This is a genomic window from Microbacterium esteraromaticum, from assembly GCF_016907315.1.
Lineage (GTDB): Bacteria > Actinomycetota > Actinomycetes > Actinomycetales > Microbacteriaceae > Microbacterium > Microbacterium esteraromaticum.
The window spans coordinates 223,839-250,094 of sequence record NZ_JAFBBS010000001.1; the positions used below are offsets into that span (position 1 = coordinate 223,839).

Annotated in this window: 24 protein-coding genes and 1 other RNA gene; 9 read left to right on the plus strand and 16 right to left on the minus strand. The window is 68.9% G+C overall.

The window, feature by feature from the left end; genetic code table 11:
• Positions 1-54: 54 nt before the first annotated feature.
• Entirely contained in the window at positions 55-1,818 is a 1,764-nt protein-coding gene (gene sucB, locus JOE67_RS01110; RefSeq protein ID WP_204973722.1) for a 2-oxoglutarate dehydrogenase, E2 component, dihydrolipoamide succinyltransferase, read from the plus strand.
• Positions 1,819-1,824: 6 nt separating this feature from the next.
• On the opposite strand, the gene JOE67_RS01115 is transcribed toward sucB, so the two are convergent.
• Complete coding sequence (locus JOE67_RS01115; protein ID WP_204973723.1) at positions 1,825-3,219, minus strand: hypothetical protein; 1,395 nt, start codon at positions 3,217-3,219, stop codon at positions 1,825-1,827.
• Between the two features lie 122 nt (positions 3,220-3,341).
• Between JOE67_RS01115 and JOE67_RS01120 the strand changes: the two genes are divergently transcribed.
• Complete coding sequence (locus JOE67_RS01120) at positions 3,342-4,052, plus strand: DUF4191 domain-containing protein (protein ID WP_204973724.1); 711 nt, start codon at positions 3,342-3,344, stop codon at positions 4,050-4,052.
• A 60-nt stretch (positions 4,053-4,112) separates the two neighbouring features.
• On the opposite strand, the gene JOE67_RS01125 is transcribed toward JOE67_RS01120, so the two are convergent.
• Complete coding sequence (locus JOE67_RS01125) at positions 4,113-5,300, minus strand: RimK family alpha-L-glutamate ligase (protein WP_204973725.1); 1,188 nt, start codon at positions 5,298-5,300, stop codon at positions 4,113-4,115.
• A gap of 25 nt (positions 5,301-5,325) precedes the next feature.
• On the opposite strand from JOE67_RS01125, the gene JOE67_RS01130 reads away from it, so the two are divergent.
• Entirely contained in the window at positions 5,326-5,802 is a 477-nt protein-coding gene (locus tag JOE67_RS01130) for a putative ATP-dependent zinc protease (protein ID WP_204973726.1), read from the plus strand.
• A gap of 13 nt (positions 5,803-5,815) precedes the next feature.
• On the opposite strand, the gene JOE67_RS01135 is transcribed toward JOE67_RS01130, so the two are convergent.
• The gene (locus JOE67_RS01135) at positions 5,816-6,232 is read right to left on the minus strand and encodes an RDD family protein (RefSeq protein WP_338041450.1); all 417 of its coding nucleotides are present in this window, start codon (positions 6,230-6,232) and stop codon (positions 5,816-5,818) included.
• A gap of 117 nt (positions 6,233-6,349) precedes the next feature.
• Between JOE67_RS01135 and glnA the strand changes: the two genes are divergently transcribed.
• Entirely contained in the window at positions 6,350-7,774 is a 1,425-nt protein-coding gene (gene glnA / locus JOE67_RS01140) for a type I glutamate--ammonia ligase (protein ID WP_204973727.1), read from the plus strand.
• A gap of 112 nt (positions 7,775-7,886) precedes the next feature.
• On the plus strand, positions 7,887-8,090 hold the full coding sequence (locus tag JOE67_RS01145) for a hypothetical protein (RefSeq protein WP_204973728.1): 204 nt from the start codon (positions 7,887-7,889) through the stop codon (positions 8,088-8,090).
• Here JOE67_RS01145 and JOE67_RS15430 read toward each other — a convergent pair.
• Positions 8,041-8,376, minus strand: coding sequence for a tyrosine-type recombinase/integrase (locus JOE67_RS15430; protein ID WP_338041451.1), 336 nt, complete (start codon positions 8,374-8,376; stop codon positions 8,041-8,043). The two genes, JOE67_RS01145 and JOE67_RS15430, sit on opposite strands and share 50 nt — an antisense overlap.
• Here JOE67_RS15430 and JOE67_RS15740 point away from each other — a divergent pair.
• Positions 8,288-9,304, plus strand: a complete 1,017-nt coding sequence (locus JOE67_RS15740; RefSeq protein ID WP_338041452.1) for a D-Ala-D-Ala carboxypeptidase family metallohydrolase — start codon at positions 8,288-8,290, stop codon at positions 9,302-9,304. The genes JOE67_RS15430 and JOE67_RS15740 overlap by 89 nt on opposite strands.
• Before the next feature lie 83 nt (positions 9,305-9,387).
• On the opposite strand, the gene JOE67_RS01155 is transcribed toward JOE67_RS15740, so the two are convergent.
• The 3 genes from JOE67_RS01155 to JOE67_RS01165 all read right to left on the minus strand — a co-directional run bounded on the left by JOE67_RS01155 (position 9,388) and on the right by JOE67_RS01165 (position 12,100).
• Positions 9,388-9,984 carry a hypothetical protein gene (locus tag JOE67_RS01155; protein WP_204973729.1) on the minus strand — a complete coding sequence of 199 codons (597 nt, stop codon included), beginning with the start codon at positions 9,982-9,984 and terminating at the stop codon, positions 9,388-9,390.
• A 43-nt stretch (positions 9,985-10,027) separates the two neighbouring features.
• Positions 10,028-10,588, minus strand: a complete 561-nt coding sequence (locus tag JOE67_RS01160; RefSeq protein ID WP_204973730.1) for a WhiB family transcriptional regulator — start codon at positions 10,586-10,588, stop codon at positions 10,028-10,030.
• Between the two features lie 330 nt (positions 10,589-10,918).
• A complete protein-coding gene (locus tag JOE67_RS01165; protein ID WP_204973731.1) occupies positions 10,919-12,100 on the minus strand; it encodes a polysaccharide pyruvyl transferase family protein in 1,182 nt (393 codons plus the stop codon).
• A 121-nt stretch (positions 12,101-12,221) separates the two neighbouring features.
• Between JOE67_RS01165 and JOE67_RS01170 the strand changes: the two genes are divergently transcribed.
• Together JOE67_RS01170 and JOE67_RS01175 are read left to right on the plus strand one after the other, a co-directional pair.
• The gene (locus JOE67_RS01170) at positions 12,222-14,366 is read left to right on the plus strand and encodes a glycosyltransferase (RefSeq protein WP_204973732.1); all 2,145 of its coding nucleotides are present in this window, start codon (positions 12,222-12,224) and stop codon (positions 14,364-14,366) included.
• Positions 14,363-15,733 carry a glycosyltransferase gene (locus JOE67_RS01175; RefSeq protein ID WP_204973733.1) on the plus strand — a complete coding sequence of 457 codons (1,371 nt, stop codon included), beginning with the start codon at positions 14,363-14,365 and terminating at the stop codon, positions 15,731-15,733. Before JOE67_RS01170 ends, JOE67_RS01175 begins: the two co-directional genes overlap by 4 nt.
• On the opposite strand, the gene JOE67_RS01180 is transcribed toward JOE67_RS01175, so the two are convergent.
• The 5 genes from JOE67_RS01180 to JOE67_RS01200 all read right to left on the minus strand — a co-directional run bounded on the left by JOE67_RS01180 (position 15,655) and on the right by JOE67_RS01200 (position 21,960).
• Positions 15,655-16,362, minus strand: coding sequence for a hypothetical protein (locus JOE67_RS01180; RefSeq protein ID WP_204973734.1), 708 nt, complete (start codon positions 16,360-16,362; stop codon positions 15,655-15,657). The genes JOE67_RS01175 and JOE67_RS01180 overlap by 79 nt on opposite strands.
• Positions 16,363-16,435: 73 nt before the next feature.
• Positions 16,436-17,371, minus strand: a complete 936-nt coding sequence (locus JOE67_RS01185) for a diacylglycerol/lipid kinase family protein (protein WP_204973735.1) — start codon at positions 17,369-17,371, stop codon at positions 16,436-16,438.
• A gap of 27 nt (positions 17,372-17,398) precedes the next feature.
• The gene (locus JOE67_RS01190) at positions 17,399-20,377 is read right to left on the minus strand and encodes a bifunctional [glutamine synthetase] adenylyltransferase/[glutamine synthetase]-adenylyl-L-tyrosine phosphorylase (protein WP_204973736.1); all 2,979 of its coding nucleotides are present in this window, start codon (positions 20,375-20,377) and stop codon (positions 17,399-17,401) included.
• A gap of 9 nt (positions 20,378-20,386) precedes the next feature.
• Positions 20,387-21,724 (minus strand): glutamine synthetase beta-grasp domain-containing protein, encoded by a 1,338-nt coding sequence (locus JOE67_RS01195; protein ID WP_204973737.1) that lies wholly within the window; start codon positions 21,722-21,724, stop codon positions 20,387-20,389.
• A 2-nt stretch (positions 21,725-21,726) separates the two neighbouring features.
• Positions 21,727-21,960 carry an SPOR domain-containing protein gene (locus tag JOE67_RS01200; RefSeq protein ID WP_204973738.1) on the minus strand — a complete coding sequence of 78 codons (234 nt, stop codon included), beginning with the start codon at positions 21,958-21,960 and terminating at the stop codon, positions 21,727-21,729.
• Between the two features lie 68 nt (positions 21,961-22,028).
• Between JOE67_RS01200 and ppgK the strand changes: the two genes are divergently transcribed.
• Entirely contained in the window at positions 22,029-22,772 is a 744-nt protein-coding gene (gene ppgK, locus JOE67_RS01205) for a polyphosphate--glucose phosphotransferase (protein WP_204973739.1), read from the plus strand.
• A 52-nt stretch (positions 22,773-22,824) separates the two neighbouring features.
• Here the strand turns inward: ppgK and rnpB are convergent.
• The 4 genes from rnpB to JOE67_RS01225 form a co-directional block, all read right to left on the minus strand.
• Positions 22,825-23,190, minus strand: an RNA gene (rnpB, locus tag JOE67_RS01210) — RNase P RNA component class A.
• A 14-nt stretch (positions 23,191-23,204) separates the two neighbouring features.
• A complete protein-coding gene (locus tag JOE67_RS01215) occupies positions 23,205-24,917 on the minus strand; it encodes a bifunctional 3'-5' exonuclease/DNA polymerase (RefSeq protein ID WP_338041453.1) in 1,713 nt (570 codons plus the stop codon).
• 70 nt (positions 24,918-24,987) lie between these two features.
• Positions 24,988-25,722 carry a CT398-like coiled coil hairpin domain-containing protein gene (locus JOE67_RS01220; protein ID WP_204973741.1) on the minus strand — a complete coding sequence of 245 codons (735 nt, stop codon included), beginning with the start codon at positions 25,720-25,722 and terminating at the stop codon, positions 24,988-24,990.
• 37 nt (positions 25,723-25,759) lie between these two features.
• Positions 25,760-26,182, minus strand: coding sequence for a YchJ family protein (locus JOE67_RS01225; protein WP_204973742.1), 423 nt, complete (start codon positions 26,180-26,182; stop codon positions 25,760-25,762).
• Positions 26,183-26,256 lie beyond the last annotated feature (74 nt).

The following is a 26,256-nucleotide window of genomic DNA, read 5'->3' on the forward strand; positions in this document are numbered from 1 at the left end:
AGACTCCCAGGTCACTAAGCTGGGGGCATCACAATTTTCCGAAGGAGACTCGACATGAGCACAGCCGTGGTCCTTCCCGCACTCGGGGAGAGCGTCACCGAGGGCACGGTCACTCGCTGGCTGAAGCAGGTCGGCGACACCGTGCAGGCCGATGAAGGCCTGCTGGAGATCTCGACCGACAAGGTCGACACCGAGATCCCGTCCCCCGTCAGCGGCGTCATCGAGGAGATCCTCGTCGCCGAGGACGAGACCGTCGAGGTCGGCGCGCTGCTCGCGCGCATCGGCGACGGCAGCGGGGCAGCTTCCGGCGGCGACGCACCCGCAGCCGAGGCTCCGGCCGCCGACGAGGCGCCCGCGCAGGAGGCGCAGTCCACGGCTGCTCCTGCCGAGAACGAGGTAGAGGCCTCGCAGGCATCCGACCAGGCCCAGGCGCCGACCCCCGCGGCATCGGGAGATGCGACGGACGTCGTTCTCCCCGAACTGGGTGAGAGCGTCACCGAGGGAACCGTCACCCGCTGGCTGAAGCAGGTCGGCGATGATGTCGCCGTCGACGAGGCTCTGCTCGAGATCTCGACCGACAAGGTCGACACCGAGATCCCGTCGCCCGTCGCGGGTACGCTGCAGGAGATCCTGGCTGACGAGGACGAGACCGTCGAGGTCGGCGCTGTGCTCGCCCGCATCGGCTCCGGCGCTCCGGCTGCTGCCGCACCCGCCGCAGAGGGTCCCGCCGCCGAGGCACCGGCCCCAGCAGCTGAGGCACCGGCCCCCGCGGCTGAGGCACCGGCCGCCGCGGCCGAGGCACCGGCCCCGGCAGCTGAGGCACCGGCCGCCGCCCAGCAGGCGCCCGCGGCAGAAGCGGCCGCTCCCGCGCCGGCAGCTCCGGCGGCTGAGGCGCCCGCCTCGGCTGACTCCGACTCGCTCTACGTGACTCCGCTGGTGCGCCGCCTGGCCAGCCAGCAAGGTATCGACCTGTCGACCGTCACCGGCACCGGTGTCGGGGGACGCATCCGCAAGGAGGACGTCCTCAAGGCAGCCGAGTCGAAGTCGCAGGCTCCTGCCGCCGCGGCCGCGGCTCCGGCCCCCGCGCCGCTCGAGGTCTCGCCGCTGCGTGGCACCACGCAGAAGATGTCGCGTCTGCGCAAGGTCGTGGCAGAGCGCGCCGTCGCGTCGATGCAGCAGACCGCGCAGCTGACCACGTTCGTGGAAGTGGACGTCACCAAGCTGGCGGCGTTCCGCAACGCGAAGAAGGACGAGTTCAACCAGAAGACCGGCGCAAAGCTGTCGTTCCTGCCGTTCTTCACCCTCGCAGCCGCCGAAGCGCTGCAGGCGTTCCCGATCATCAACTCGACCGTCGACGGCGACTCGATCGTCTACCCGGCGAGCGAGAACATCTCGATCGCGGTCGACACCGAGCGCGGACTGCTGACCCCCGTCGTCCGCGATGCGGGAACCAAGAACATCGCCCAGCTCGCGCAGGAGATCGCCGACCTGGCGGCTCGCACGCGCGACAACAAGCTGAAGCCCGACGAGCTCGCCGGCGGCACCTTCACGGTGACCAACACGGGTTCGCGCGGCGCACTGTTCGACACTCCCCTGGTGTTCCTGCCGCAGTCGGCGATCCTCGGCACCGGCGTCGTCTTCAAGCGGCCCGGCGTCGTCACGGTCGACGGAGTGGATGCCATCGCGGTCCGCTCGTACGTGTACCTGGCGATCTCGTACGACCACCGCACGATCGACGGCGCGGACGCTGCTCGCTTCCTCGGCGCGATCAAGACCCGTCTCGAGTCGGCGGAGTTCACCGCGAATCTCGGGATCTGAGCTCGCTCAGCCCGCATCCGATGGCTGGTCAGCGACGTCATACACGTCGCGGACCAGCCATCGGTCTTTCTGGCGCACGAGCACGAGCATCTGCTCGCCTCTTTCGCCCGATGGCCCGAGTCGCAGCACGCTGACGTCGCCGTAGTCCTCCACCGCTGTCACCGGGCGGCTCGCGTCCGCTCCGGCGAGGCGCTCCTGCACGAGGGCGCCGGAGCCATCGACGACTGCGTCTTCGCACACGGCGTCCCTCGCGTCCTCACATGCGGCGACAGCCTCAAGCAGCGCGACCGCCTGCTGCTCAGCCGAGCCGTCCTTCAGGCCGTCAGGGCTCGGCGACGGATGCAGACCCGGTACCGCATCCGTCGCCGACCCAGCCTCGTCGGGTGTCGCAGCCCCCGCCGGTGTCACGCCCGGCGATGCGGTCGGCCCGCTGCCGGCGTGGGCCGACTGCTGACCTGACGTGTCGCCGACCGGACGCTCTGTTGCAGCCGAATCCTCGTCGGAGGACGGCCACATCAATCCGCCTGCGAGAACGGCCCCGGCGGCGGCCGCTCCGGCGAGAATCACACGCAGCCGCCCTGACTTCGTCCCTTGAGCCCTCCCGCGGGCGAGCAGCGCGGCGACTCGACCTCGACCGGGTAGGCGCTCGAGAATCCGGCGGCCCGCGCTCGAAGCCCTCTCCGCGATCCGACCCCAAGCCAGCCGCACGGCATGCGGCTGCTCCGCAACCGCATCGACATCGGCGAGCAGCCACGAGCGGTCCGCCTCGATCGCCACGGCCGGCGCCGAAGGGAGCTCACGACCCAGCGGACGCGGCGCCGCGAGATCGGTCAGCTCGTTCTCCCACCGCTCAGCCGAGCGCAGCACGACTCTCCAGTCCCCCGCAGCACCTGCGATCTCGCCCAGCAGCCGATCCATCGCACGATCGGTGCCGCTCTCGCGCAGCCGTGTGATGATCGCGACGGCCTCCTCTGCACACCCGGCGCCCTCCCCCGGCGCGAACATCGGACATGCCTCATCGGTCAGCCACCATCTGCCGGAAACGCTGCGATCGGCGACCTCCACGATCCCGCGCATCATGCTGCCCACCAGGGTCACGGTCTCCCCCGCAGACAGGCCCGCCTCCGCGGCCGTTCGCCGTCCGAGGAACACCTCGACCTGGTCGGCGCACCACGGCAGCACCGCGTCGTGCCCATCAGCCCTGCGCACCACGTCGCGCACGCCGGCCACATGCTCCGCGCCGGCGAAAGCCCACAGCGCGTCCGGCACGGTCTCCGCATCCACGCGCACGCCCCGCCGCTCGCCGTCACTGATCAGATCGCCGCGGTACGCCGACTCCTGTCGATCGAGCATCCGAATGACCCGATGCGCACCCGGTGCCAGCACTGCCGTCTCATCCATCCGTCCATCCCAGCGCGCATCACGGGGCGATGGACCGGAAATCCGCGCTTTGGGGACGGAATCCACGTCGAGGCGGGCTGTGCAGGAAGAACGGCCGGCCCGGGAATCGGTAGGCTGTATGCATGGCAAAGAGTGCTCCCGTCACCGAGAAGCGGCCCGGCTTCTTCTCGCAGATCCGTTCCCTGTTCCGTTTCACACGGGACGTGTACGGCTGGCTGCCGTGGGCGCAGGTCGCCATCCTCGTCGCGGGCGTGCTCATCGGTCTGATCATCGGCTTCCTCATCAGCGGCGCCTCGGTGCTCGGCCTCATCCTCTGGGGCTTCACCGGTCTCATGTTCGGCGTGCTCGGCGCCATGTTCCTGATGACCCGCCTGTCCACCACGGCGATGTACGCCAAGATCGACGGGATGCCCGGCGCGAGCGGTCACGTGCTGAGCACCAGCCTCGGACGCAACTGGTCGGCATCCGACACTCCCGTCGGCATCAACCCCAAGACGCAGGAGGCCGTCTATCGCGTGGTCGGTCGTGGCGGCATCGTGATCGTCGGCGAGGGCGCTCGAGGTCGCCTCACGCGCCTGATCAACGAAGAGCGGCAGAAGGCGCAGCGCGTCGCGCACGGCGTGCCCGTCACAGTGCTCTACGTGGGCCACGGCGACGAGGACGTCGCCATCGCTGATCTGTCGAAGACGATCAAGAAGCTGCCGAAGGCCATCGACAAGGCCACGATGGCCGCGGTCATCCGCCGCATCGATTCGGTGTCGCAGTCGCTGTCGTCGCTGCCCATCCCGAAGGGCATCGACCCCACACGAGTGCGGTCGCAGCGCCCGCGCTGACCGCCCGCCCAGATGCACCGAACGGCCCCCGTCGCAACGACGGGGGCCGTTCTCGGTATGTCACTCGCCGAGCGGCTCCTTGGGCAGGCGGCGCACGCGCGGCCGTCGACGGCGCTTCTCGGGGATCATCGAGCGCATCTCCTCGAGCTTGCCGAAGCACAGCAGCCGATCCTCTGCCTCTAGCTCGACATGCTTGCGCGGGTTCGGGATCACGCTGACACCCCGGTGCAGGGTGAGCACCGTGATGTCGCGGTCCCAGAGGCCGAGGTCGCCGAGCTTCATGCCGACCTGCTCCGCACCCGAGTGGATGAGCAGCTCCGCGACACCGTAACCGGTCGAGACGCTGAGCCGCTGACGGATGTCGATGTCGGGGAATGCGACCTGGTTGGCGATGTAGTCGATGATCGCGCCGGCGACATCGAGGTTCGTCGCCGCCTCGATGCCCTGCAGACCAGGCGACGAGTTCACCTCCATCACCAGCGGACCGTCGTCGCTCTCGAGCATGTCCACGCCGGCGACGCGAAGCCCCATGATCTGCGCCGAGCGCACTGCGGTCTGCTCGTAGATCGGGTCCAGGGTGACGGGCTCGACGCGACCGCCACGGTGGACGTTCGAGCGGAACTCGTCTCCGTCCGCCACACGGCGCATCGCCGCGACGACGCGGTCGCCGACGACGAGCGCCCGGATGTCCCGCCCTCGGCTCTCGGCGATGAATTTCTGGATGAGGACGTTCTGCTTCGTCGAGTGCAGTGTCTCGATGATGGCCTCGGCGACCTTCACCTGCGGGGCGAGGATCACGCCGATGCCCTGCGTGCCCTCGAGCAGCTTGATGACCACGGGGGCCCCGCCGACCCGCTCGATCGCCGGACGCACGTCCGCGCGGTTGCGCACGAACGCGGTCGGCGGCATGGCGATGTTGTGTCGCGACAGGATCTGGTTGGCGCGCAGCTTGTCGCGCGCGCTCGAGATGCCATTGGCGGTGTTCGGCGTGTACACGTCCATCTGCTCGAACTGCCGGACCACGGCTGTGCCGAAGTAGGTGATCGAGTTACCGATACGCGGCAGGATCGCGTCGTAGTCACTCAGCTGCCTGCCGCGGAAGAACAGGTCAGGCGCGTCTGCGGTGAGGTCGATCGCGAAGCGCAGCGTGTTCAGCACCTTCACGTTGTGTCCGCGCTGCTGCGCGGCGGCACGGAGACGCTGCGTCGAGTACGACTGCGGGGCACGCGAGAGGACGGCGATCTTCACAGATTTTTCCTGCCAGGATGTAGGAGTGACACGGTCCTCTCATTCAAACACGTCCACGGGGTGGCGAGAGTGGGTCGGGCTGCCGGAACTGGGGATCGACTGGCTCAAGGCCAAGATCGACACCGGTGCGCGAACGTCGTCGCTGCACGCCTTCGACGTCGTCGAATTCGAGCGCGACGGCGAGGAGTGGGTGCGCTTCACGGTGCACCCCTGGCAGGACAGCACGGATGACGCCGTCGTGCACGAGACGCGTGTGAGTGACCGACGCGCCGTTCGCAGCTCGTCGGGGCACACCGAGCACCGCATCGTGATCACGACGCCCGTGCGCCTGGTGGGCAGGGATGTCGACGCCGAGGTCACCCTGACCAACCGCGACGAGATGGGATTCCGGATGCTGATCGGGCGCGAGGCCCTGCGTCAGGGGTTCCTCGTGGACCCTGCCCGATCGTTCCTCGGTGGTCGCGCTCCACGCGAGATGCGCCGCCGCAACCGCGGCGGCTAGATCGACCCGCGGCTCACCCGCGAACCAGCACGGTGCCGGCGATCTTGTCGTGCAGGCCGCGCTGATCCGTGTCCCAGATCACCGCAGGGATCACGAACACCAGCAGCAGCGTCCGCACGATCGGACGCCACAGCCCCACCCAGGCACCGTCCAGACGCTGCACGCGCATGCCGAGCATCCGGTGCCCAGGGCTCCCGTTGGCGGTCGCCAGGAAGACGATCTGCAGCACGGCGAACACCATCATCGGAGCGAACTGGCGCCAGCCGGCCTCGGCCGGCAGCGAGAGCGGGTTGTAGGCGAGGAAGCCGATCGCGATGATCGTGGCCGCGAAGTAGTCGATCAGCAGGGCCGAGATGCGACGGCCGGGGCGGGCGATGCTTCCCGGTCCTGAGATGGGCATTCCGAGGCGTTGGCCGGGGTAGTCACTCACCGGTCCAGCTTATCGAGCGGCTGTAACATGCCCGAAACACGGTGGACACGGCGGGGAAATGCCATCGACATAATCTGCGTAAGGTTGATGCAACCGATACCCGATCAGGAGTCGTACATGTTCACAGAGCCCGCAGAGGTCATCCGCTACATCGAAGAGAACGACATCAAGTTCCTCGACATCCGATTCACCGACCTTCCCGGGGTCCAGCAGCACTTCAACATCCCCGCATCGACGGTCGACGAGGACTTCTTCCGTGACGGGCAGCTCTTCGACGGATCGTCGATCCGCGGGTTCGCGAGCATCCACGAGTCGGACATGCAGCTGATCCCCGATGTCACCACCGCGTACATCGACCCGTTCCGCGCCGCGAAGACGCTGGTGATGGTGTTCGACATCTACAACCCGCGCACAGGCGAGATCTACAGCAAGGACCCGCGTCAGGTCGCCAAGAAGGCCGAGAAGTACCTCGCCTCCACCGGCATCGCCGACACCGCGTTCTTCGCCCCCGAGGCCGAGTTCTACATCTTCGACGACGTGCGCTATTCGGTCACCGCCGGAGAGAGCTTCTACAAGGTCGATTCCGAGGAGGCCGCGTGGAACTCCGGCCGCGAGGAGGAGGGTGGCAACCTCGGCAACAAGACGCCCTTCAAGGGCGGCTACTTCCCCGTCGCCCCCGTCGACAAGACCGCCGACCTTCGCGACGACATGACCCTGCGGCTGATCGACTCGGGCTTCCAGCTCGAGCGCTCGCACCACGAGGTCGGCACCGCCGGCCAGCAGGAGATCAACTACCGCTTCGACACCATGGTCAGCGCGGCAGACGACATCCTGAAGTTCAAGTACATCGTCAAGAACACCGCCGAGGAGTGGGGCAAGACGGTCACGTTCATGCCCAAGCCCCTGTTCGGCGACAACGGCTCGGGCATGCACACCCACCAGTCGCTGTGGCTCGACGGCAAGCCGCTGTTCTTCGACGAGGCCGGCTACGGCCAGCTCAGCGACATCGCCCGCTGGTACATCGGCGGCCTGCTGAAGCACGCGCACGCGGTGCTCGCTTTCACGAACCCGACGCTGAACAGCTACCACCGTCTGGTGAAGCACTTCGAGGCTCCGGTGAACCTGGCCTACTCCGCTGGAAACCGCTCGGCCGCCATCCGCATCCCGCTCACCGGGTCGAACCCGAAGGCGAAGCGCATCGAGTTCCGCGTGCCGGACGCCTCGTCGAACCCGTACCTCGCGTTCGCCGCACAGCTGATGGCGGGCCTCGACGGCATCAAGAACCGCATCGAGCCGATGGAGCCCATCGACAAGGACCTGTACGAGCTTCCCCCGGAGGAGGCCGCGAACATTCCGCAGGTGCCGAACTCACTGCTCGACTCGCTCGAGGCACTCCGCAAGGACCACGACTTCCTGCTCGAGGGCGGCGTGTTCACGCAGGAGCTCATCGACACGTGGATCGAGTACAAGTACAACAACGAGATCCTGCCCATGGCCCAGCGCCCGCACCCGTACGAGTTCGAGCTCTACTACGGATGCTAGCCAAATCCTGCGACTGAGCCGGTCTTAGTCCGCAGGGAGTCCGCAGAATCTCACGAAGAGCCCGTCCCGGCGTCCTGCTGGGACGGGCTCTTTTGTTGCTACGGTCATCATCATGAGCCTGCGAAACGAAATCGACCAGATCTGGAACGACGCGCAAGAGCGCATTCGGCAGCGGGCACCCCAGCCGGGAGTCGCTGCGCCGGTCAACGGGCCGGACATGCGCTTCGTCATTGTGAATGAGAACTTCACTGCCACCGTCGAGGCGTTCAGGTTGCTGGCTGACCGGATCGATGCCCTGGAGTCATCTCGCTCCTGAGGGCTGCCGCCACGGCGCTACGGGAAGACTCGTCGCGGTCTGGCCAGAGGTGACCGTAGGTGTCGAGGGTGTGCTTCGCCGACCCGTGACGCACGCGCGCTTGCACGGTCTTGATGTCGAGGCCGGCAGCGATGAGCAGTGAGGCGAAGTAATGCCGCAGGTCATGGATGCGGAACCCGTCGGGTAGGCCCTCGACCTTGACTCGAGCCGTCCTGAACGCGGTCTCGATCGTGTACGGATCGCCGACGGGCGGGCGCCTGGCGCTCTCTGGCGGCGAGGCGATCATGCGACCCGAGTTCACCCGCCTCGTCGGCGGGAAGGCCGGTGTCGACGCGCTGAACGCCGCCGCCCGGTCCGGGTCGCTCGCGTTCAAGAACGGCGGCGTGTGGGGCGACCTCAGCGACTTCGCTGGGGACGTCCTCGACAACATCGCCTCCGTCGCTTCGGTCGTCGGGGACTTCCTGACCGACCCGGTGCGCGCGATCCAGAAGCACGTGATCGACGGGATCATCCGCCCCCTGATGGGTGAACAGAACCTCTTCGGTCGGACGGTCGGGCAGATGCCGATCAACCTCGTCCGACAGCTCGCGAAGTCGTTCAACCCGCCGTCGCGTGGCAGCGCCGGGATGGGCTGGAAGGCGATGCAGGCCATCGTCCTGAAGAACATCCCTGGTGCGCGGATCTCGTCGGCATACCGGTCGGCGGCGGGCAACGCCTCCGTCGGCGGTGCGAAGGGCTCGTACCACATGCAGGGTCGGGCGATCGACGTCGTCCCGCCGAGCATGGCGATGTTCAACTCGATCAAGCGGCTGTTCCCGAACGCGACCGAGCTGATCTACACCCCTGCGGGTGGAGCTCAGCTGCGCAACGGGCGACCGTTCGCCGGGTGGTCGTCGCGGGTGAAGGCGCAGCACTACAACCACGTGCACCTGGCGATGGCGAACGGCGGGGTCTGGCCCGGCCTGTACGACAACGGCGGGATCCTGCCGCACGGCGGGATGGGCGTGAACCTGTCCGGGAAGCCGGAGCGGGTGCTGAACCCCGAGCAGACCCGCGAGTGGGAGCGCCGTGGGCTGCGTCCCGGCGACCGGCTGCGGCTGGTGGTCGACGGTCGCGAGTTCAACGCGTACGTCGACGACCGCGCCGATGGTCGCGTCGAGGAAGCGCTCGAGGGTGTGTCGGACATGGCTATGGCGGACGAGTTCGGCGACTAACCCCGGAGGGGCGTGGGCTTCGGCCCGCGCCCCTCTGTCGTGCCCAGGGCCTCATTACCCCGGTGCTTTCCGGAGGGGGTCCGCTATTCTCGGGTATTCTCCGCGGCTAGCCGCGCTTGCTCTTCAAAATCGTCGTACTCCGCGCGCCGCAGCACAGGTTCACCGATCCCATCCAGGGTGTACCAGACCGACACCTCCAGTCGGGACGCGCCGGCATCAAGACTCATCGTGACTTCGGGATCCGTAATGAAATGCAGGGCTTCTCCACGGTGGACACGCGCTGGCAACATCTCGTCCTCATCGACGAGAAGAACGAGATCGACGCCCGAAGCGATGGTGTCATACGAAGCACCATCGGCTCGCCGATCAGTGCATTCGTACGCCCAGTCGAGACGCGCTTCATGTATGAACGCTGTTGCGCCGTCGCAAAAGATCGAAACGCCAAGAGCGCCGGTTTCGTCGGCTCTGAGCTGATAGTTCGGGGCTGCCGTGAATCGAACATCTACTCCCGCAACACTCGCTGCGAGCGCTTGGGCGGCAATCTGCGCAGTCCGCTCGGCACTGGCGGCAGAAGCCTCTGCCGACTTCGCGAGGCGACGCGTGAGCCATGCGTACCACCCGGTCACCAGCACGAGCACGATGGTGCTGATCGAACTGATCCATGCTTCGGGCGTCGTCATCGCCTCAGCCTATCGACAGCCAATCGACTCGCTTATTACGCGCTCAACGAGATAAACGCGCGCCCCCTACTTGGCGCTCGTCTTGCCGAATCTGGGTGGGTGTCATGCCGGCCCACATGCCCGCGGTCGGCTTGCCAGCGGCGGCGAACGCTGCGCAGAGGTCGAGCAACGGGCACGCCCTGCAGATGCCGCGCATCATCACGGTCTGCTCGGGGTCGTCGAAGCGGTCGGCGGTGAACACCTCGAGCCCGTCGCACGCCGGCGGCTCATCCTGCATCGCGCGCATGAGCGCTGCATGCTCACGTTGACCGTGGAAGACGGGGAGCTCGGCGAGCACCCGCAGGAACGCGTCTGAGGTGGCCTCAGCGGGGTCGGCGTCGTCCGATACCTGGGATGCGCCTGATGCAGGCTGAATCGCGCCCTGCGCCCGCTCCGGTGCACGTTTCGGGATCGGAGGCGGTGTCTCGCCCCGCGCGATCGCTGCACGACGCAACCGCGCCTGGTGAACCGGGCTCGAGAGCATCCGCTCGCGCCACCACTTCAGCAGCACGCTCTCCTCGACGACGCGGAACCTCTGCCCGCTCTCGTCGGTGCGCCATTCCATCGGCATCCCGTCCCGATGCCACCTCCGCACTGAGCGGTCGTCACGCCCGACGCGCTTCCCCGCCTCGGCATACGTCAAGTAGACCGGTTCGTCGTCGTCGGGAGTCATCGCCAGTCCGCAGAAAGTCCGCAAACGTGCCGTTTCCCGCCAACAGTCCCCATCGCCACACAACACCCCAAACCGCGGAATCACACGGATCCCAGCCGTCACCAACAGCCGCCATCCACCCGGCACTAGTCCGAGCTCTACTACGGCTGCTGATCGATGGGCTTCGCGGTGCGTCGCGTCATCATCTGACCGACGCACCGCGAAGCGCAGACGTTCATGCGTTCAGCACAGCGCGTCCGCCACCGCGTCCCACCACCGGGCTGAGTCCGCGCGGTGATCATCAAGGCGCTCGGCGGCGGCGAGAGCCACGGCCGCGCCGGACGCGGCGAGCTCCGCGAGCCGTGCGGGCGCATCTGCCAGCGCATCGAGGTCGGCGACGGCGTCCTGACCCCAATGGCCCAGCGCACCGGTGAGTTTGACGCGGGTGTAGGCGTCGGCGGCGAGTGCGAGGACCGGAACCCCCGCCGGCGCGGCGAACACCGCGGGGTGATAGCGGCTGGTCACGAGGAGCCGCGATGTACGAGCCAGGCGCGCAGCCGACACTGAGTCGCCGCTCGGGACCACCTCGCTCGCATTGCGCATCCGCGCCCGCACCCGCTCATGCAGCGCGGCATCGCCCGACGGCTCGGAGTCTGCCGACGCGGGACCAAAGTGCGCGTGGAACACGACGGGTCCGACGGTGTCGGCAGCACGGTCGAGCAGCACGGCTATGTCGCGCTCGGTCTCATCCGCCGGGCGTCCCGCGAACCAGCCGGACAGGCTGACGAGTACACGATCTGACGCATCCGGGCCCTCACCGCTACGCGGCCCCTGTCCGAGGAACGAGGCGTCGTCGACGCCGGCACGGACACGGACGCCCCACCCGCGTGCGAGCGTCGCCGAGGCGGGCTCACGCACGCCGGTGTACAGGGCGGAGCGGGCCATGGCGGCGACGCGCTCGGCATCGCCTGCCTCCAGGTCGGGCCCGAACGTCTGTCCCGACACCACGACCGGCAGACCGCGGGCCCGCGCCATCGCGGCCAGCGTGGTGCGTTCGTAGATGTGCACCGGCCAGCGGGATGCCAGATTGCCCCCGCCCGCGATGAGCACGCCCGACGACTCGTCGAGCGCGTCCAGGACCGACTGTGCAGGATCCCCCGCGTCGAGCCGGGTACGGCCGGCAGCCGCATCCGTGAGCAGCGCCGAACGGCGGACTGCTGCGTCGCGCGCCAGGCCGGCGAAGCCGAGACGAGGCACGCACGGCACGTCGTAGCGCGCGGCAGACTCCTCCGGCGCGGAGGAGATGCCGACGATTCCGAGGCCTCGGACGGCGAGTTCGTCGCGCGCCGCTTCGAACATCGCCTCGTCGCCGATGTGGATGATGCCCGACAGCACGCCGATGTCGCCGATGGTGAGAACGCCCACGTCTGCCCTTCGCTCGCGATCCGGTGCCGATGATCGGCGCCTTGTCAACCGTAGGCTCATTTTTTCTCGCCGCAGTACGCTTCCCCTCAGTGCCTATGTCGGCGCTCGTTCGGAGGGCAGCATGGGTATCCAGACCGCGATGGACCGCATCACCGAGTCCGCGTCGATCGTCGAAGCGATGCGCGCCGGCGACGATCTGGCGTTCGAAGCGGGGCGGGATCCCGGCGTACGCACGCTGCGCGTGCTGTCGGCGGCCCTCGCCGGCGACGACGACCTCGCTGCGATCGCTGCCGTGCACGCTCTTGCGGAGATGAACGACGAGGAGGCCGTCAGGCTGCTGTCGAGCCTGCTGTCTTCGCCCCGGCCATATATCGTCGAGCACGCCGCCCACGCCCTCGGACGCCGACCGGCCAGGCCCGAGGCAGTCGGGCGGCTGGTGCGCCTCGTCGCGGAGGGCGGTTTCGGCGGCATGCTCGCCCAGCACACACTAGAGAAGTGGTCGACGGGCGCGGCCGAGCTGCTCGCGGTCGCTCTGGAGTCGGCGTGCACCGGCACGCTGTCCCACGAAGCCCGCGCACGGCTGGTCGAGACGCTGGGTCTCGTACGCCACCCGCTCGCCGTACGGCCCCTGCGGGCATGGGCGACCGACGCTTCGGAACCGGCGAGCGTTCGCCACGCGGCTGTCGCTGCGCTGGGACAGCGACGGGAGCCTGCCGCGATCTCTGCGCTCGAAGGCATCGTCGTCGAGGGAGGTGCGCTCGGCGAGCTGGCCCGCCTGGCCCTCATCGACGCGGAGCCACCGTCCACTGCGCGCGGTGGCGTCGAAGGTCTCACGGTCGGGCAGCTCTTTCTGCACACCGACGTGGACTCGACGCTGTCAGCAGCCGGCGCCGGCGACAACGGCGGCATCGCAACGCTGCTGGTGCGGCTGGGCGATGCGCTCGTGACGGAGACCTCGGCCGTTCAGCGGGTGCTGACCCTGTCCCGCGGCACGGCCGCGCAGGCCGCACCAGACCTGCTGCAGGTCGCAGGCGGCGGAATCGGCCACCTGTACGGCCACATCCCGCTCGACGCGCCGCCGGTGAGCTCCGCGTCCGCCTGGCCGTTGCGCGTGAGCGTGCGCCGTGGCATCCGGCGACTGCTGCGGGCCGCGGGACGCGTCGACGTGCTCCACCTCAGGATGGCGGATGTCGGCAGCCTCGCGGCTGCCGATGTGGCACGTGAACTCGGGATCCCCACGGTGTTCACGGTGGCCCCCGATCCGCACAGCGTCATCTCGGCGCTCGAGCGCGCGGGCACGCTCACTCGGAAGGATTTCGGCCAGGCAGACCTCGCCGAGCACTACTGGTTCCGCACGCATCTGGTTCAGAGCCTTGCCGCCTCTGCTGCGCATTCGGTGTTCTTCCCGCGCCCAGAACTCGAAGCGGATATGCAGACGCTCCTGGGTATCGACATGTCATCCCACCCTGAACGTCACACGGTGGTCGCAGAGGGCGTAGATCTCGCGGTTGTCGACCGTGCGGTGGAGCGCGCTCGACTGGTCGCCGATGGAGCCGATCCGACGGGAGCGCTCGCCGAGCTCGCCGGCTTGCTCGATGCTCTACCCGAAGCGCGGCGAGGCCTGCCGCTTCTGGTCACGGTCGGGCGGATGCACCGTGTAAAGGGCACCGCCACGCTGGTGAGGGTCTGGGCCGAGGGACCGCTCGCAGATGCCGCCAACCTCCTGGTGATCGGCGGTGACCTCGAGCATCCGTCAGCGGACGAGCGCGAGCAGCTCGACCTCATCCGTGCCGCCATCCCTCCGGCACAGCACGCGTCGCGCGGCCTGCTGCTGCCTGGCCATCGATCCAACGACGTCGCGGCGGAGTGGCTCGCCGCCGCGCGGTTCGGCGTCCCCGGGCGCTCCGCCGCCGACGGGGTGTACGTGTGCGCGAGCCTGAAGGAGGAGTTCGGTCTGGCGATCCTCGAGGCGATGGCCACCGGCCTGCTCGTCGTCGCTCCCGACAGTGGCGGCCCGGCAACCTATGTCGAGGACGGCGAGAGTGGATTCCTCACACAGACCGGGGACCCGGTCACGCTCGCCACCGCGATCGGGCGCGCTCTCGAGCGCGCGTCAGCCGGAGAACAAGGCCCCGCGGGGCGTGGGCGGGCCCTTGTCGCTGAGCGCTTCACCATCCAGGCCATGGCCGCAAAGCTCGCGCCGGTGTACGAGTCGGTGGCGAGCAAGGAAGCTGAGCTGCAGCGCGCGGCGGAGGAGCTGGTATGACATTGCTGATCATCAGCCCCGACTACGCCTCGCACCTGCTTCCGCTGGCCTCCCTGGGCACGGCGTGGCGGGACGACGGCCACGAGGTCGTCGTGGCGACGGGCCCGGCCACCGCAGCGATCGTCTCGGATTTCGGCTATCGACGGACGGACCTGCGACTCGGTCGGGGCGCGAACGGCGGCGTCATCCGCAGCTCCGAGCAGCAGACCGAGGAGGCCGAGTCGCTCGAGGGCTTCTTCGCCGCGACGCGGATAGGAATGGTCTCGACGCTCGCCTATCAGGCGAGCGAGCGCCTCACCGACCTCATGTGGCAGCCGGTCGACGCGGCGCAAGCGACGCTGCGGATCATCAAGGATGTCTCACCCGACGCGATTCTCGTCGATCACCTCGCCTACAGCGCCCGCGTCGCCCTGCATGCTCGAGGGATCGCCTACGGTGATGTCGTGCTGGGCCATCCGAGTGCGCTTCCGGTCGCCGGCGAGGTCTACGGCTATCCGCCCGCGTGGCCGACGGCCTTCTCGCCGCACGCCGATGAGCTCGGCGAGCTGCGCACGCTGTGCGAGGAGGTGTCGCGGCGCTTCACGAAGCAATGGAACGACGCGGCTGCAGCCATCGAGCCGCACGCGGAGCCCGTCGCCGATGCATTCGCGCTGCACGGCTCCACCGTGCTCTACAACTACCCGGCCCAGCTCGCTGCGGGCGACGGGCGGACCCTGCCGCCGCATCGCTTCCTCGGATCGACGCCGCGTGACGAACCTGTCATCTCCTCGGTCGATGAGTGGATGGCCACCGGGGAGCCGTATGTGTACGTGAGCTTCGGGAGCTTCCTGTCCGTCCGCGGCGATGTACTCGCGCGCGTGGCTGCGGCTCTGCGCGCGGTCGGCGTGCGTGCGGCGATCGCGACAGGCACGACCGACGCAGCGGAACTCGGCCACATCCCCGACGGCTGGCTGATCGCCGAGTATCTGCCGCAGGTACGTCTGCTCTCGTCCGCCGCCGCGGCAGTGACGCACGGAGGCAACAACTCCGTCACCGAAGCGGTCGCCAGCGGGGTTCCGCTGATGGTGCTGCCCTTCTCGACCGACCAGTTCGCGGGTGCTGCTGCGATCGAGCGCGCGGGTGTGGGCCGTGTACTGGATCCCAACGCGGCATCGATCGACCAGCTCGCGGCGGCTCTGCGGGAGATCGTCGATCCGGCGTTCACCGGGCGCGCGGCCCTGAGGGCCGCGGCCGATGAGCAGCAGGCGCATCCGGGCCCGTCGATCGCCAGAACCGTTGTGCCTACGATTCAGGGCACGGTGCCGGGCAGCGGCACCACGCCGACCAGCCGGCCCATCGCCGACGGAGAGCCGGCGGCGGCCCGGTAGTCGTCCATGCGCGCCGCATTGGCGTCGTAAGACGCTCCCGCCCGGACCTCGCCGACGTGATGGAGCGCGTACACGCGACCGCGGTGTCGGATCGGCGGTGCACCGAGAAGAGTCGAGTGGGCCAGAAACCAGGCTGCATCCTCGAAGCCCCAGCCTCGGAAGCCCTCATCCTGACCGCCGTGGCTCGCCCATGTACGCGGGGTCGCCACGTACACGCCGGAGCATGCGCCGTCGACGTACTGCTCGACCGTGCAGTCTTCGAGCGGAACACCTGCCGCGTGATCTGCCGATCCGGTGCGGCCGAGCCAGCGGTACTCGTCGTACGGCAGATGAACGTAGCGGCTCTCGGCGGCAGCGCGGATCGCCGCGATGAGCGGCTCACGCTCGGGGATCGTGTCCGCATCCCCCACCACGACCACCTCGTGTTCAGCGGCGTTGCGCATCGCAGTGTTGCGGCAGGCGGCGAGCACGAACGGCACGTCCCCCGTGTCGATGGTCTCCAGCGAGACCTGCGGCAACGTCTCGCGGTACCAGGCGATGACCCGTTCGAATGCGTCGACGCGTGAGGGAGCAGACCGCCATGGGATCACGATGCGCACGGGGGGCAGCGGTGTCTCGACGAGCGTCATGCACCTTCCTTTCCCACTGAGCCTAGGCGAGATCGGCGCCTCTCCCCCACGCGGACCCGGCCGCATCTGTCGGTCAGCAGAGAACCCGCAGCGCGCCGGGCTGCACGCGCACGGCGAGCTTCGAGACGTCGCCCGCCTCTTCACCGTCGATCTCGAACGGCACGGGGACCGGAAGAGCCACGGCGATCGACTCGCCGGTGAGATGCTGGGCGAAATCGATGCTCACGGTCTCGTCGTCACCGCCGAGCAGACGCCGGATGCCGTTGTCCCACACGACCGTGCGCAGAGTCTGCAGCCACTGGGTGGCGTTCTCTGCGCTGATCATCAGCAGGTCGAGACGGCCGTCGTCGACCACCGCGTCAGGGAGAAGCGTCACGCCGCCCTGTATGTCGCCGCAGTTGCCGATGAGCAGCGTGTGTCCGCTGAGCGTCTGCTGCTCGCCGTCGTCGAGCGTGATCTGGAAGTCGACAGTCTCCGAGGCTTCGAACGCGCGTCCCATCGCCGCGACGTAGGCCAGCCACCCAGCCTTGTTCTTGAGATCGTCGTCCGTCTCGGCCAGCATGTGCGCGTCGAGCCCGAAGCCGACCATCACCAGGAACCCGACTTCGACTTCGGCGTCGTCGGTGCGCGTCCAGCCCATGTCGATGCGACGCTCGTTGCCTCCGGCGATGACGCTCAACGCCTTCGGGATGCTGCCGAGCGGAATGCCCAGGTTGCGCGCAAGAAGGTTGCCGGTGCCCTGCGGCACGATACCCAGGGCTGGTCCGTCGTCCCCCGCGGACGCGAGGATCTCGGCCACCGTTCGCACGGTGCCGTCGCCGCCGACGGCGACGACGACATCGCAGCCGGCCTGCACGGCCTCGGTGGCCATCGCACGGCCGGGATCGTCAGCCTCGGTCTCCCACCACATCAGCTCGGTGTCCGCGGGCACGGCCGCGGACACTGCATCCCGAAGCGCGTCCCCGTCGATCTTGGTCGGATTCCATACGATTCCGAAGCGCTGCGCCATCTCACTACCCTCAATCTCGGCTGAGCCTCAGCCGTAGAACTGCTTCTCGAAGACCCGCCGCGCCCGGCGCGTGACTCGGAGGTAGTCCTCCTCGAGCACGGTCGCGGCGCGGTCAGGATATCCCAGAAGACGGCCGACGCCGTCGAGCTCGCGGACCTCGGCGGGCAGGACATCCTTGGTCTGCCCGGTGAGCAGCGTCATGGCCGAGCGCAGGCGACTGGCGAGCACCCAGGCCTCACGCAGCCGCTCCGCGTCGTCCGCGGGGATGAGGTCGGCGAGCACCGCGGCGTCCAGCGCCTGCAGCGTCGACGTGGTGCGCAGGTCCGGCACACGGTGGCCGTGCTGCAGCTGAAGAACCTGCACCATCCACTCGACATCGCTGAGCGTGCCGGGTCCGAGCTTGAGGTGCCGACGCGGGTCGGCGCCCTGAGGCAGCCGCTCGCCTTCGACGCGCGCCTTGATGCGCTTGATCTCGCGGACGTCCTGCAGCGACACGGTCTCGGGATAGCGGATGCTGTCGGCGAGCTCCGTGAACCGGCTGATGAGCTTCAGGCTGCCGGCGATCCCCCGCGCGCGCAGCAGGGCCTGGGCCTCCCACGACAGCGACCACCGGCGGTAGTACTGCGTGTACGCCTCGATCGTGCGCACCATGGGTCCGTTGCGTCCCTCAGGGCGCAGGTCGGCATCGAGCTCGAGCGGCACACGCTGATCCGCGAGATGCTCGCGGAGGCCCGCGACGATCTTGGCCGCGTACTGCTGCGCCCGCTGCGGGTCGACCCCGTTCGGATCGTAGATGAAGAGCACGTCGGCATCGGAGCCGAAACCGAGTTCGGCGCCTCCGAATCGCCCCATGGCGATGATCGAGAAATCCATCGCGTCGTCCTCCGGCGGCACGACCTCGCGTCGCACCGCGCGCAGAGCCGCCTGGATGGTCGCCTCGGTGATCTCGGTCAGAGCCCTCGCCATCTCGTCGACACCGACCTGCTCGAGCACTGCCGCCATCGCGGTCCGCAGCAGCTCGCGCCGTCGCAGAGCCCGCACGGCCCGCAGCGCGGCCTTGGTCGTCGCATGCCTGGTCTGGATCGCCCTCGCCTCCTCGTCGAGAGCGGCGCCGCCACGCGGCCGCAGGGCTGCCGGCGTGTCGAGCCAGGCGACGGACTCGGGGATCCACTCCATGAGCTCTCCGACGTAGCGCGAACTCGAGAGCAGTCGGGTGAGGCGCTCGGCGGCGCCGGACGAATCACGCAGCATGCGCAGGAACCAGTGCGTGTCGCCCAGCCGCTCGCTGATGCGCCGGAACGCGATGAGCCCGTAGTCGGGATCGGTGCCGTCGGCGAACCACCGGAGCATCACCGGCATGAGGTGCTTCTGAATGGTCGCCTTGCGGCTGAGGCCCGATGTGAGCGCCGCGATGTGGCGCAGCGCGCCGGCAGGGTCGCGGAAGCCGATCGCGGCCAGTCGGGACCCCGCCTGCGCGGTCGACAGCGTGCGCTCCTCGGCGGGCAACGAAGCGACGGCCGACAGCAGCGGGCGGTAGAACAGCCGCACGTGCTGGTCTCGCACCGCACGTCGGACCTCGTCCCACACCTCCTGCAGCCCGGAGGCGCTGTCAGCCAGCGCCGTGGCGCGGGCGAGGCGGCGCATACCCTCGTCGTCGCGAGGCATGAGGTGGGTCCGGGTGAGGTCGTGCAGCTGCAGCCGGTGCTCGAGCAGGCGCAGGATGCGGTACTGCTCGCCGAAGGCGCCGGCCTCTGCGCGTCCGATGTAGCCGCCCTCCACGAGTGCATCAAGCGATTCGAGCGTGCCACGCGTGCGGATGCTCTCGTCGCTGAGCCCATGCACCAGCTGGAGCAGCTGGACGGTGAACTCGATGTCCCGGAGCCCACCGGGGCCGAGCTTGATCTGGAAGGGCACGTCCTCGGGTGGGATGTGCTCTGTCACCCGCTCGCGCATGCGCTGCACACTCTCGACGAAGTCCTCGCGCTCGGCACTCGTCCACACCTTGGGCTGCACGGCGGCGATGTACGCTGCTCCGAGCTCGGGATCGCCTGCGAGGGGACGCGCCTTGAGCAGCGCCTGGAACTCCCAGCTCTTCGCCCAGCGGTCGTAGTAGGCGACGTGAGACGCCAGGGAGCGCACGAGCGCACCCTGCTTCCCCTCGGGCCGGAGCGCCGCGTCTACTTCCCACAGCGGCGGCTCGACGTCGATGCCGCTCAGTGTCGTCATGACCTCCCGGGCGAGCCGAGTGGCGATGTCGATGGCCTTCGCCTCCGACACGATCGCCTCGTCCGCCGTGCCCGCCACGAAGATCACGTCGACATCGCTGAGGTAGTTGAGCTCTCGGGCGCCCGCCTTGCCCATACCGATGATCGCCAGCCGAGTCGCCGCGATCTCCTCGCGCGTACCAGCGCGCCCGGAGTCGTCGAGCACCGCGCGCGCAACGGCGATCCCGGCTTCCAGGGCGGCGCCGGCCGCATCCGCGAGGGCAGCCGAGACCTCCCCGATCACCGCGGTCGCGGAGTCCGCCCCGAGGTCGGCCGCCGCGATCTCGCTCAGACAGCCCCGGTACTCCACCCGGAGGGCGCGTACCGGGTCGCCCGCGCGGGCGAACCCGCTGTGCGCGTCGACCGCCGCGAGCATCCGTGCCGTCAGCTCGGCGGCTCCGGGCAGATCGCTGCGCAGCAGTGCCTCCGCGCGCAGGCGGGAAGGGTGCCGTTCGAAGAAGGCGCCCAGCGCTGGGGACGCCCCGAGGAGCCGCCACGCGGCCTCCCGCGCCGCAGGGTCGGAGAGCACAGCGGTCACCTGCGCCGGGTCGCGGCGCGCCACCGTCACGAGGCCGCGCACCGCGGCATCCGGATCGGCCGCGATCATCCCCTCTGCGAGCACGGCGCGTTCGAGGCCCGTCAGCTCGGCCAGCTCGGTGAGGTCTGCCGATGCCGACGTCAGCTCGACGAAGCCGAGTCGCGCCAGGGCGGACAGCGACACGGACGCATCAGGTCGCGCCATCGCCGCGCCTCAGAGCAGCCCGAGATTGCTCTTGAGCTCGAACGGCGTCACCTGACCGCGGTAGGCCTCCCACTCCTTCTGCTTGTTCAGCAGGACGTAGTTGAAGACCTGCTCGCCGAGTGTCTCGGCGACGAGCTCGGAGTCCCTCATGTAGTCGAGCGCGTGGTCGAGGCTCGCGGGGAGCGGCGCGTACCCGAGTGCCCGGCGCTCGGAGTCGCTGAGCGACCACACGTTGTCCTCGGCCTCGGGGGGCAGCTCGTACTCCTCCTCGATGCCCTTGAGTCCAGCCGCGAGCATGAGCGCGTATGCCAGGTAGGGGTTGGCTGCAGAGTCGAGAGCGCGGTACTCGATGCGAGTCGACTGGCCCTTGTTCGGCTTGTACATCGGCACGCGGATGAGCGCCGAGCGGTTCGCGTGTCCCCAGGTGACGAAGCTGGGCGCCTCGTCGCCGCCCCACAGGCGCTTGTACGAGTTGACGAACTGGTTCGTGACCGCGGCGATCTCGTTCGCGTGGCGCAGGAGGCCCGCGATGAAGCGGCGGCCGGTGAGCGACAGCTGATACTCGGCGCCCGCCTCGTAGAACGCGTTCACGTCGCCCTCGAACAGCGACATGTGCGTATGCATGCCACTGCCGGGATGGTCGTTCAGCGGCTTGGGCATGAACGTCGCGTACACGCCCTGCTCGATCGCCACCTCTTTGACCACGGTGCGGAAGGTCATGATGTTGTCGGCGGTGGTGAGCGCATCGGCGTAGCGCAGATCGATCTCGTTCTGACCCGGACCGCCCTCGTGGTGGCTGTACTCGACCGATATGCCGAGGTCCTCGAGCATCCGCACGGCGCTGCGCCGGAAGTCGTGCGCGGTGCCGCCCGGCACGTTGTCGAAGTAGCCGGCGTTGTCGACGGGTACCGGACCCTCCGATCCGAGCTGCGAGGACTTGAGCAGGTAGAACTCGATCTCGGGGTGCGTGTAGAACGTGAAGCCGGCGTCTGCCGCCTTCGCCAGCGCCCTGCGCAGGACGTTGCGCGGGTCGGAGACCGCGGGACGGCCATCGGGCGTGGTGAGGTCGCAGAACATGCGAGCGGTCGGGTCGACCTCGCCGCGCCACGGAAGGATCTGGAACGTCGACGGGTCGGGCTGCGCGAGCAGGTCGGACTCGTAGGTGCGGGTCAGGCCCTCGATGGCCGAGCCGTCGAATCCGATCCCCTCGGCGAAGGCGCCCTCGACCTCGGCCGGCGCGATCGCGACGGACTTGAGCGTGCCGATCACGTCGGTGAACCAGAGCCGGACGAACTTGACGCCGCGCTCCTCGATGGTGCGCAGCACGAAGTCGCGCTGCTTGTCCACCCTCACTCCCCCGACTCGAGGGAGCTGCCGCCGGCACGCGAGCCGGAGCCCCACGAGTCGTCGGCCGCGTCTTCCTCGGCCCACGCCCGCGAGCGCTCTTTGAGCGTCTCGGGGGCCCGGGCGGCATCCGCCTCGGTGTCGAAGGGCCCCACCCGGTCGACGGCCGCCGACTGCATGCCGAACTCGACCTCCCCGGTGCTGAGGTTGTACCAGTACTTCTCGTCGCCGTCGGACATGTCAGCTCCTTCGTCGGGATCTCGTCACGATCCTAATCGCTGGGCCGAGCATCGCTAGGCTATTCGCCATGGCACAGGCAATCGGCGTCGACATCGGCGGAACGGGCATCAAGGCGGGAATCGTCAACCTCGACACGGGCACACTGGATTCCGACCGGATCCGTATCCCCACGCCGCAGGGTGCGCACCCCGCCGATGTGCTCGAGACCGTCCGCGAGGTGCTCGACACTCTGGGAGTCAGCGACTCGTCTCTGCCCCTCGGCGTGGCGTTCCCCGCCATCGTCAAGTACGGCAAGACGCTGTCCGCCGCGAACATCTCGAAGGAGTGGGTCGATTTCGAGGCCGAGAAGTTCTTCGAAGACGGTCTGGGCCGCCACATCACCTTCGTGAACGACGCTGACGCGGCCGGCGTCGCCGAGGCGCGTCACGGCGCAGCGCGCGACGCCAGGGGCCTCACGATCCTCACCACCCTCGGCACGGGCATCGGCTCCGCATTCCTGTACAACGGGGTGCTCGTGCCCAACACCGAGCTCGGTCATCTCAAGCGCGACGGCGACTCGATCGAGCGCTGGACCGCGTACTCGGCGATGGAGCGCGAGAGCCTGTCGTGGGAGGACTGGTCGGCGCGCCTTCAGGAGTTCTACTCGCACGTCGAGTTCCTGTTCAGCCCCGACCTGTTCGTCGTCGGCGGAGGCGTCTCGAAGCACCCCGACAAGTTCCTGCCGCTGCTCGACCTGAAGACGCCGATCGTCGCAGCCGTTCACCGCAACGCCTCCGGCATCATCGGCGCAGCGACGCTCTCGGCTGACTAGCCGCCACCACGAAGGGCCCGGTCTCTCGACCGGGCCCTTCGTGCGTTCGGGGCGAGTGGGCCGGCCTGTACGCCGGGTTCTGTTCAGGAGTACTTCGCTCCCTTGACGGCCATCTCTCTCGACGACACGTTGCCGTGTCGTTCCAGCGACCTACCCGAGGACTCGGCGAGCCGCGTCAACGTCCTCTGTCTGGTCTTGCTCCGGGCGAGGTTTACCTGGCGGAGCGCGTCACCGCGCTCCCCGGTGGTCTCTTACACCACCCTTTCACCCTTACCTCCATCATGAAGATGGCGGCGGTCTTCTCTCTGTGGCACTGTCTCGCGGATCACTCCGGGTGGGTGTTACCCACCGCCCTGCCCTGTGGAGCCCGGACGTTCCTCGGTGCGCTCACGCGCCACGCGACCGTCCGGCCGACCCACTCGCCTCTCGATTCTACGCGCCCTTGGATGCGTCCTCCGCGACGTGCACGTCGAGCGGCACGTCGATGGAGAAGCCAGGGAAGAGGCGTGCGGTCGCGGCGTCCGCAGCATCCCGCACGATCGCGGCGACCGCGCCGGCCTGGTTCGTCGGAGCGTGCACGATCACCTCGTCGTGCAGGAAGAAGGCGAGGTGAGCGCGGTCGCGGAAGACGGGCCCGGACGCCACCGCGGCATCGGATGCCGGCGGCAGCGTCATGAGGCGATGACGGATCTCGGCGAGCCAGAGCAGAGCCCATTCGGCCGCCGTGCCCTGCACGACGAAGTTGCGGGTGAAGCGCCCCCGGTCGCGGGCTCTGCTGCGTGCCCTGCTCTCCTCCGCGCCGGCCGCGTCGGGCCCGCTCGCCTGCGACTGGGCGAGGCGCCACGCGTCATCCGGGCGGGGTGAGCTGCGACCGAGCAGAGTGCTCACCACGCCGCCCTGCTCGCCGGTGCGTGCGGCAGAATCGACCAGCCCCATCGCCTGGGGATAGACGCTACGCAACCGGGGCACCAGTTGCCCGCTCTTGCCGGTCGTGGCTCCGTACATCGCTCCGAGCACCGCGTACTTCGCTTCATCGCGCGTCGCCACCGCGCCGGAACGCACGACGCCTTCGTACAGATCCCGTCCCCGTGCGGCCTCGACCATCGCCCCGTCGCGCGACATGGCAGCGAGCACCCGTGGCTCGAGCTGCGCGACGTCGGCGTCGACGAGCGTCCAGCCGGCGTCCGCGCGCACGGCGCCACGCAGCTGCCGCGGGATCTGCAGGGCTCCCCCGCCCGACGATGCCCATCGGCCCGTCACGACCCCGCCGGTGAGGTAGATCGGCCGGAAGCGCTCATCGCGCACCCACTCGTCGAGCCACGCCCACCCGTTCGCGGTGAACAGTCGCGCGAGCTTCTTGTACTCGAGGAGAGGCGCGACGGCCGGATGCTCCACACGCGTCAGCTCCCAGCGCGACGTTGATTCTACGAACACCCCCGCGCGGTGCAGCGCTCGCAGCAGCCGCGAAGGGCTGTCGGGATTCAGCGCCGGATCATCGAGATGCCGCCCGATCTCGGCTGCGAGAGCGGCCATGCGCGCGGGGCGCGCGCCACGCATCGGGCGCGAGCCGAGCTGCTGTTCGAGGATCCGGTGGTGGGCTGCGGTGCTCCACGGCAGGCCGGCCGCCGTCATCTCCTCGGCGATGAGGGCGCCGGTCGACTCCGCCGCGCACAGCAGGGCCAGGCGCGAATCGGGCGCCGTCCCGAGTGCCGTCAGCTGCGCGCGCCATTGGCTGCGCACCTCGATCAGGTCGTCGTGCCGCTCCGCCTCGGCATCGCCGACATCGAAGAGCCCCGGCTGAGCGAAGGCATCGTCGACATCGTCGGTGCGGATCCAACGGCGTGACGCCGGCAGCGGCTCGGGCAGCGACGCGGTGTCACGCAGAATCGCGTGGCAGAGCAGCAGATCATGCGCCCGGCGCAGTCGGATCCCTTCCGCCAGGAGCGGAGGGTAGAAGGTGCGCAGGCTCCGGACGGTCCATCGGGGCGAGAGCTGTGCCTCGAGCTCGCCCACTCGCAGCGCGAGAGCGTCGTCGGCGACGTGACTGAGCACAGGCTCCGCGTCGGCCTGCGCATAGAGGGCGATGACCCAGCCACCGCCGTCGCGCGCTACCAGGGCGTGCGAGGGCTCAGGCGGTCGGGTCACAGCATCCGGTCTATCACCGGCATCCGACGTCGACGACGTTCTGACGACCGGCGAAGCGAGCGGACGCTCGTCACAGACCGGACTCCTCGGTGCGCACGAGGATCCCACCGCACTCGGGGCAGGACACGACATCGTCGGCGGCAGCGGCGCGCACGGCGTTCAACTCGCTGCCTGCGAGCACCATCTGGCATCCCTCGCAGATGCGGCGGCGCAGCAGACCGACTCCGATGCCGCCGCGCGCGGCGCGGCGCGTGTACTCGGCGAGCAGCTCGGCTGGCACGCTCTCGGCGATCGCGGCGCGGTCACGGGTGAGGTGCTCACCTTCGTTCGCCGCGGCTGCCATGTCGGCCTTCGCGGACGCCGTCAGCTTCGCGCCCTCCGCCTGCGTCTGATCGATGAGCGCCTGCTGCGCGTCGACGGCTGCCTGAGCCTCTTCGACGCGGCCCATCACATCGAGCTCGGTGTCTTCGAGCATCGAGATCCGGCGTCCGAGGCTCTCGATCTCGTTCTCGAGCGCCTGCGCCTGCTTCGGATCGGTCGCCACAGCCAGACGCTCCGCGTCCTTGTCACGGCGCTGCGCTGCCAGAGCGACATCCGATTCGAGGCGGGCCAGCTCAGCCTTGGCGTCGTCGAGCACGCCGGCCAACGCCGTCAGCTCGCCGAGCTGCCGCTGACGCACGGCGGCGAGCTCATTGATCCGCGCTCCCTGCGTCGGCGTGGTGCGCGCGCGCTCTGTCTGAGCGATCCGCCTGTCGAGGTCGGCGATGTCGAGAAGGCGGCGCTGGTGCTCGGGACTGGCTTTCACCCCTCAAATCTAGCTGTTGCCGATGTCAGGCTCTACGTCAGGCAAGCCGGGCGTCAGGCGACCGGCTGCCTCCGACGATGCCGTCGACGTAGAGCCACAGCCGAGTCTCGCGCACGAAGGTGCTGCGCTCGCGCAGGCTTCCACGCCCCTCGGCTCCCCGGTAGAACGCCTCGAACTCCACGATGCCGTGGTCGTCGAACGGACCGCCGAGCTGCTGATACAGGATGTCGAGACGCTGCCATCTCACGTCGTCGTCGAGGTCGAGCCGTTCGGGACGCGTCGAAGGGTGCCAGGTGCGCAGCAGATGCTGCGCATCCCCGACCGCGAACGCGGTGAAGCGGGAGCGCATCAGCCGGACCGCGGTCGGGGCCGCACCGGATGCCAGCACGGGGCCGCAGCACGAACCGAACACGTCACCGCTGGCGCAGGGGCAGCGCTGATCGCTTGCGGGTGTCGACATGCGTCCATGCTGTCACGGAGCCGACGTCGTCAGCGGTCGTAGGCTAGCGGTGACCGACGATCCGGAGGATTCCC

What these genes read in the sequence shown, in the direction of transcription:
- sucB (WP_204973722.1), top strand. Translation starts at nt 55, where the DNA reads ATGAGCACAGCCGTGGTCCTTCCCGCACTCGGGGAGAGCGTCACCGAG.
- JOE67_RS01115 (WP_204973723.1), bottom strand. Translation starts at nt 3,219, where the DNA reads ATGGATGAGACGGCAGTGCTGGCACCGGGTGCGCATCGGGTCATTCGG.
- JOE67_RS01120 (WP_204973724.1), top strand. Translation starts at nt 3,342, where the DNA reads ATGGCAAAGAGTGCTCCCGTCACCGAGAAGCGGCCCGGCTTCTTCTCG.
- glnA (WP_204973727.1), top strand. Translation starts at nt 6,350, where the DNA reads ATGTTCACAGAGCCCGCAGAGGTCATCCGCTACATCGAAGAGAACGAC.
- JOE67_RS01145 (WP_204973728.1), top strand. Translation starts at nt 7,887, where the DNA reads ATGAGCCTGCGAAACGAAATCGACCAGATCTGGAACGACGCGCAAGAG.
- JOE67_RS15430 (WP_338041451.1), bottom strand. Translation starts at nt 8,376, where the DNA reads ATGATCGCCTCGCCGCCAGAGAGCGCCAGGCGCCCGCCCGTCGGCGAT.
- JOE67_RS01155 (WP_204973729.1), bottom strand. Translation starts at nt 9,984, where the DNA reads ATGACGACGCCCGAAGCATGGATCAGTTCGATCAGCACCATCGTGCTC.
- JOE67_RS01160 (WP_204973730.1), bottom strand. Translation starts at nt 10,588, where the DNA reads ATGGAATGGCGCACCGACGAGAGCGGGCAGAGGTTCCGCGTCGTCGAG.
- JOE67_RS01170 (WP_204973732.1), top strand. Translation starts at nt 12,222, where the DNA reads ATGGGTATCCAGACCGCGATGGACCGCATCACCGAGTCCGCGTCGATC.
- JOE67_RS01175 (WP_204973733.1), top strand. Translation starts at nt 14,363, where the DNA reads ATGACATTGCTGATCATCAGCCCCGACTACGCCTCGCACCTGCTTCCG.
- JOE67_RS01180 (WP_204973734.1), bottom strand. Translation starts at nt 16,362, where the DNA reads ATGACGCTCGTCGAGACACCGCTGCCCCCCGTGCGCATCGTGATCCCA.
- JOE67_RS01185 (WP_204973735.1), bottom strand. Translation starts at nt 17,371, where the DNA reads ATGGCGCAGCGCTTCGGAATCGTATGGAATCCGACCAAGATCGACGGG.
- JOE67_RS01190 (WP_204973736.1), bottom strand. Translation starts at nt 20,377, where the DNA reads ATGGCGCGACCTGATGCGTCCGTGTCGCTGTCCGCCCTGGCGCGACTC.
- JOE67_RS01200 (WP_204973738.1), bottom strand. Translation starts at nt 21,960, where the DNA reads ATGTCCGACGGCGACGAGAAGTACTGGTACAACCTCAGCACCGGGGAG.
- ppgK (WP_204973739.1), top strand. Translation starts at nt 22,029, where the DNA reads ATGGCACAGGCAATCGGCGTCGACATCGGCGGAACGGGCATCAAGGCG.
- JOE67_RS01225 (WP_204973742.1), bottom strand. Translation starts at nt 26,182, where the DNA reads ATGTCGACACCCGCAAGCGATCAGCGCTGCCCCTGCGCCAGCGGTGAC.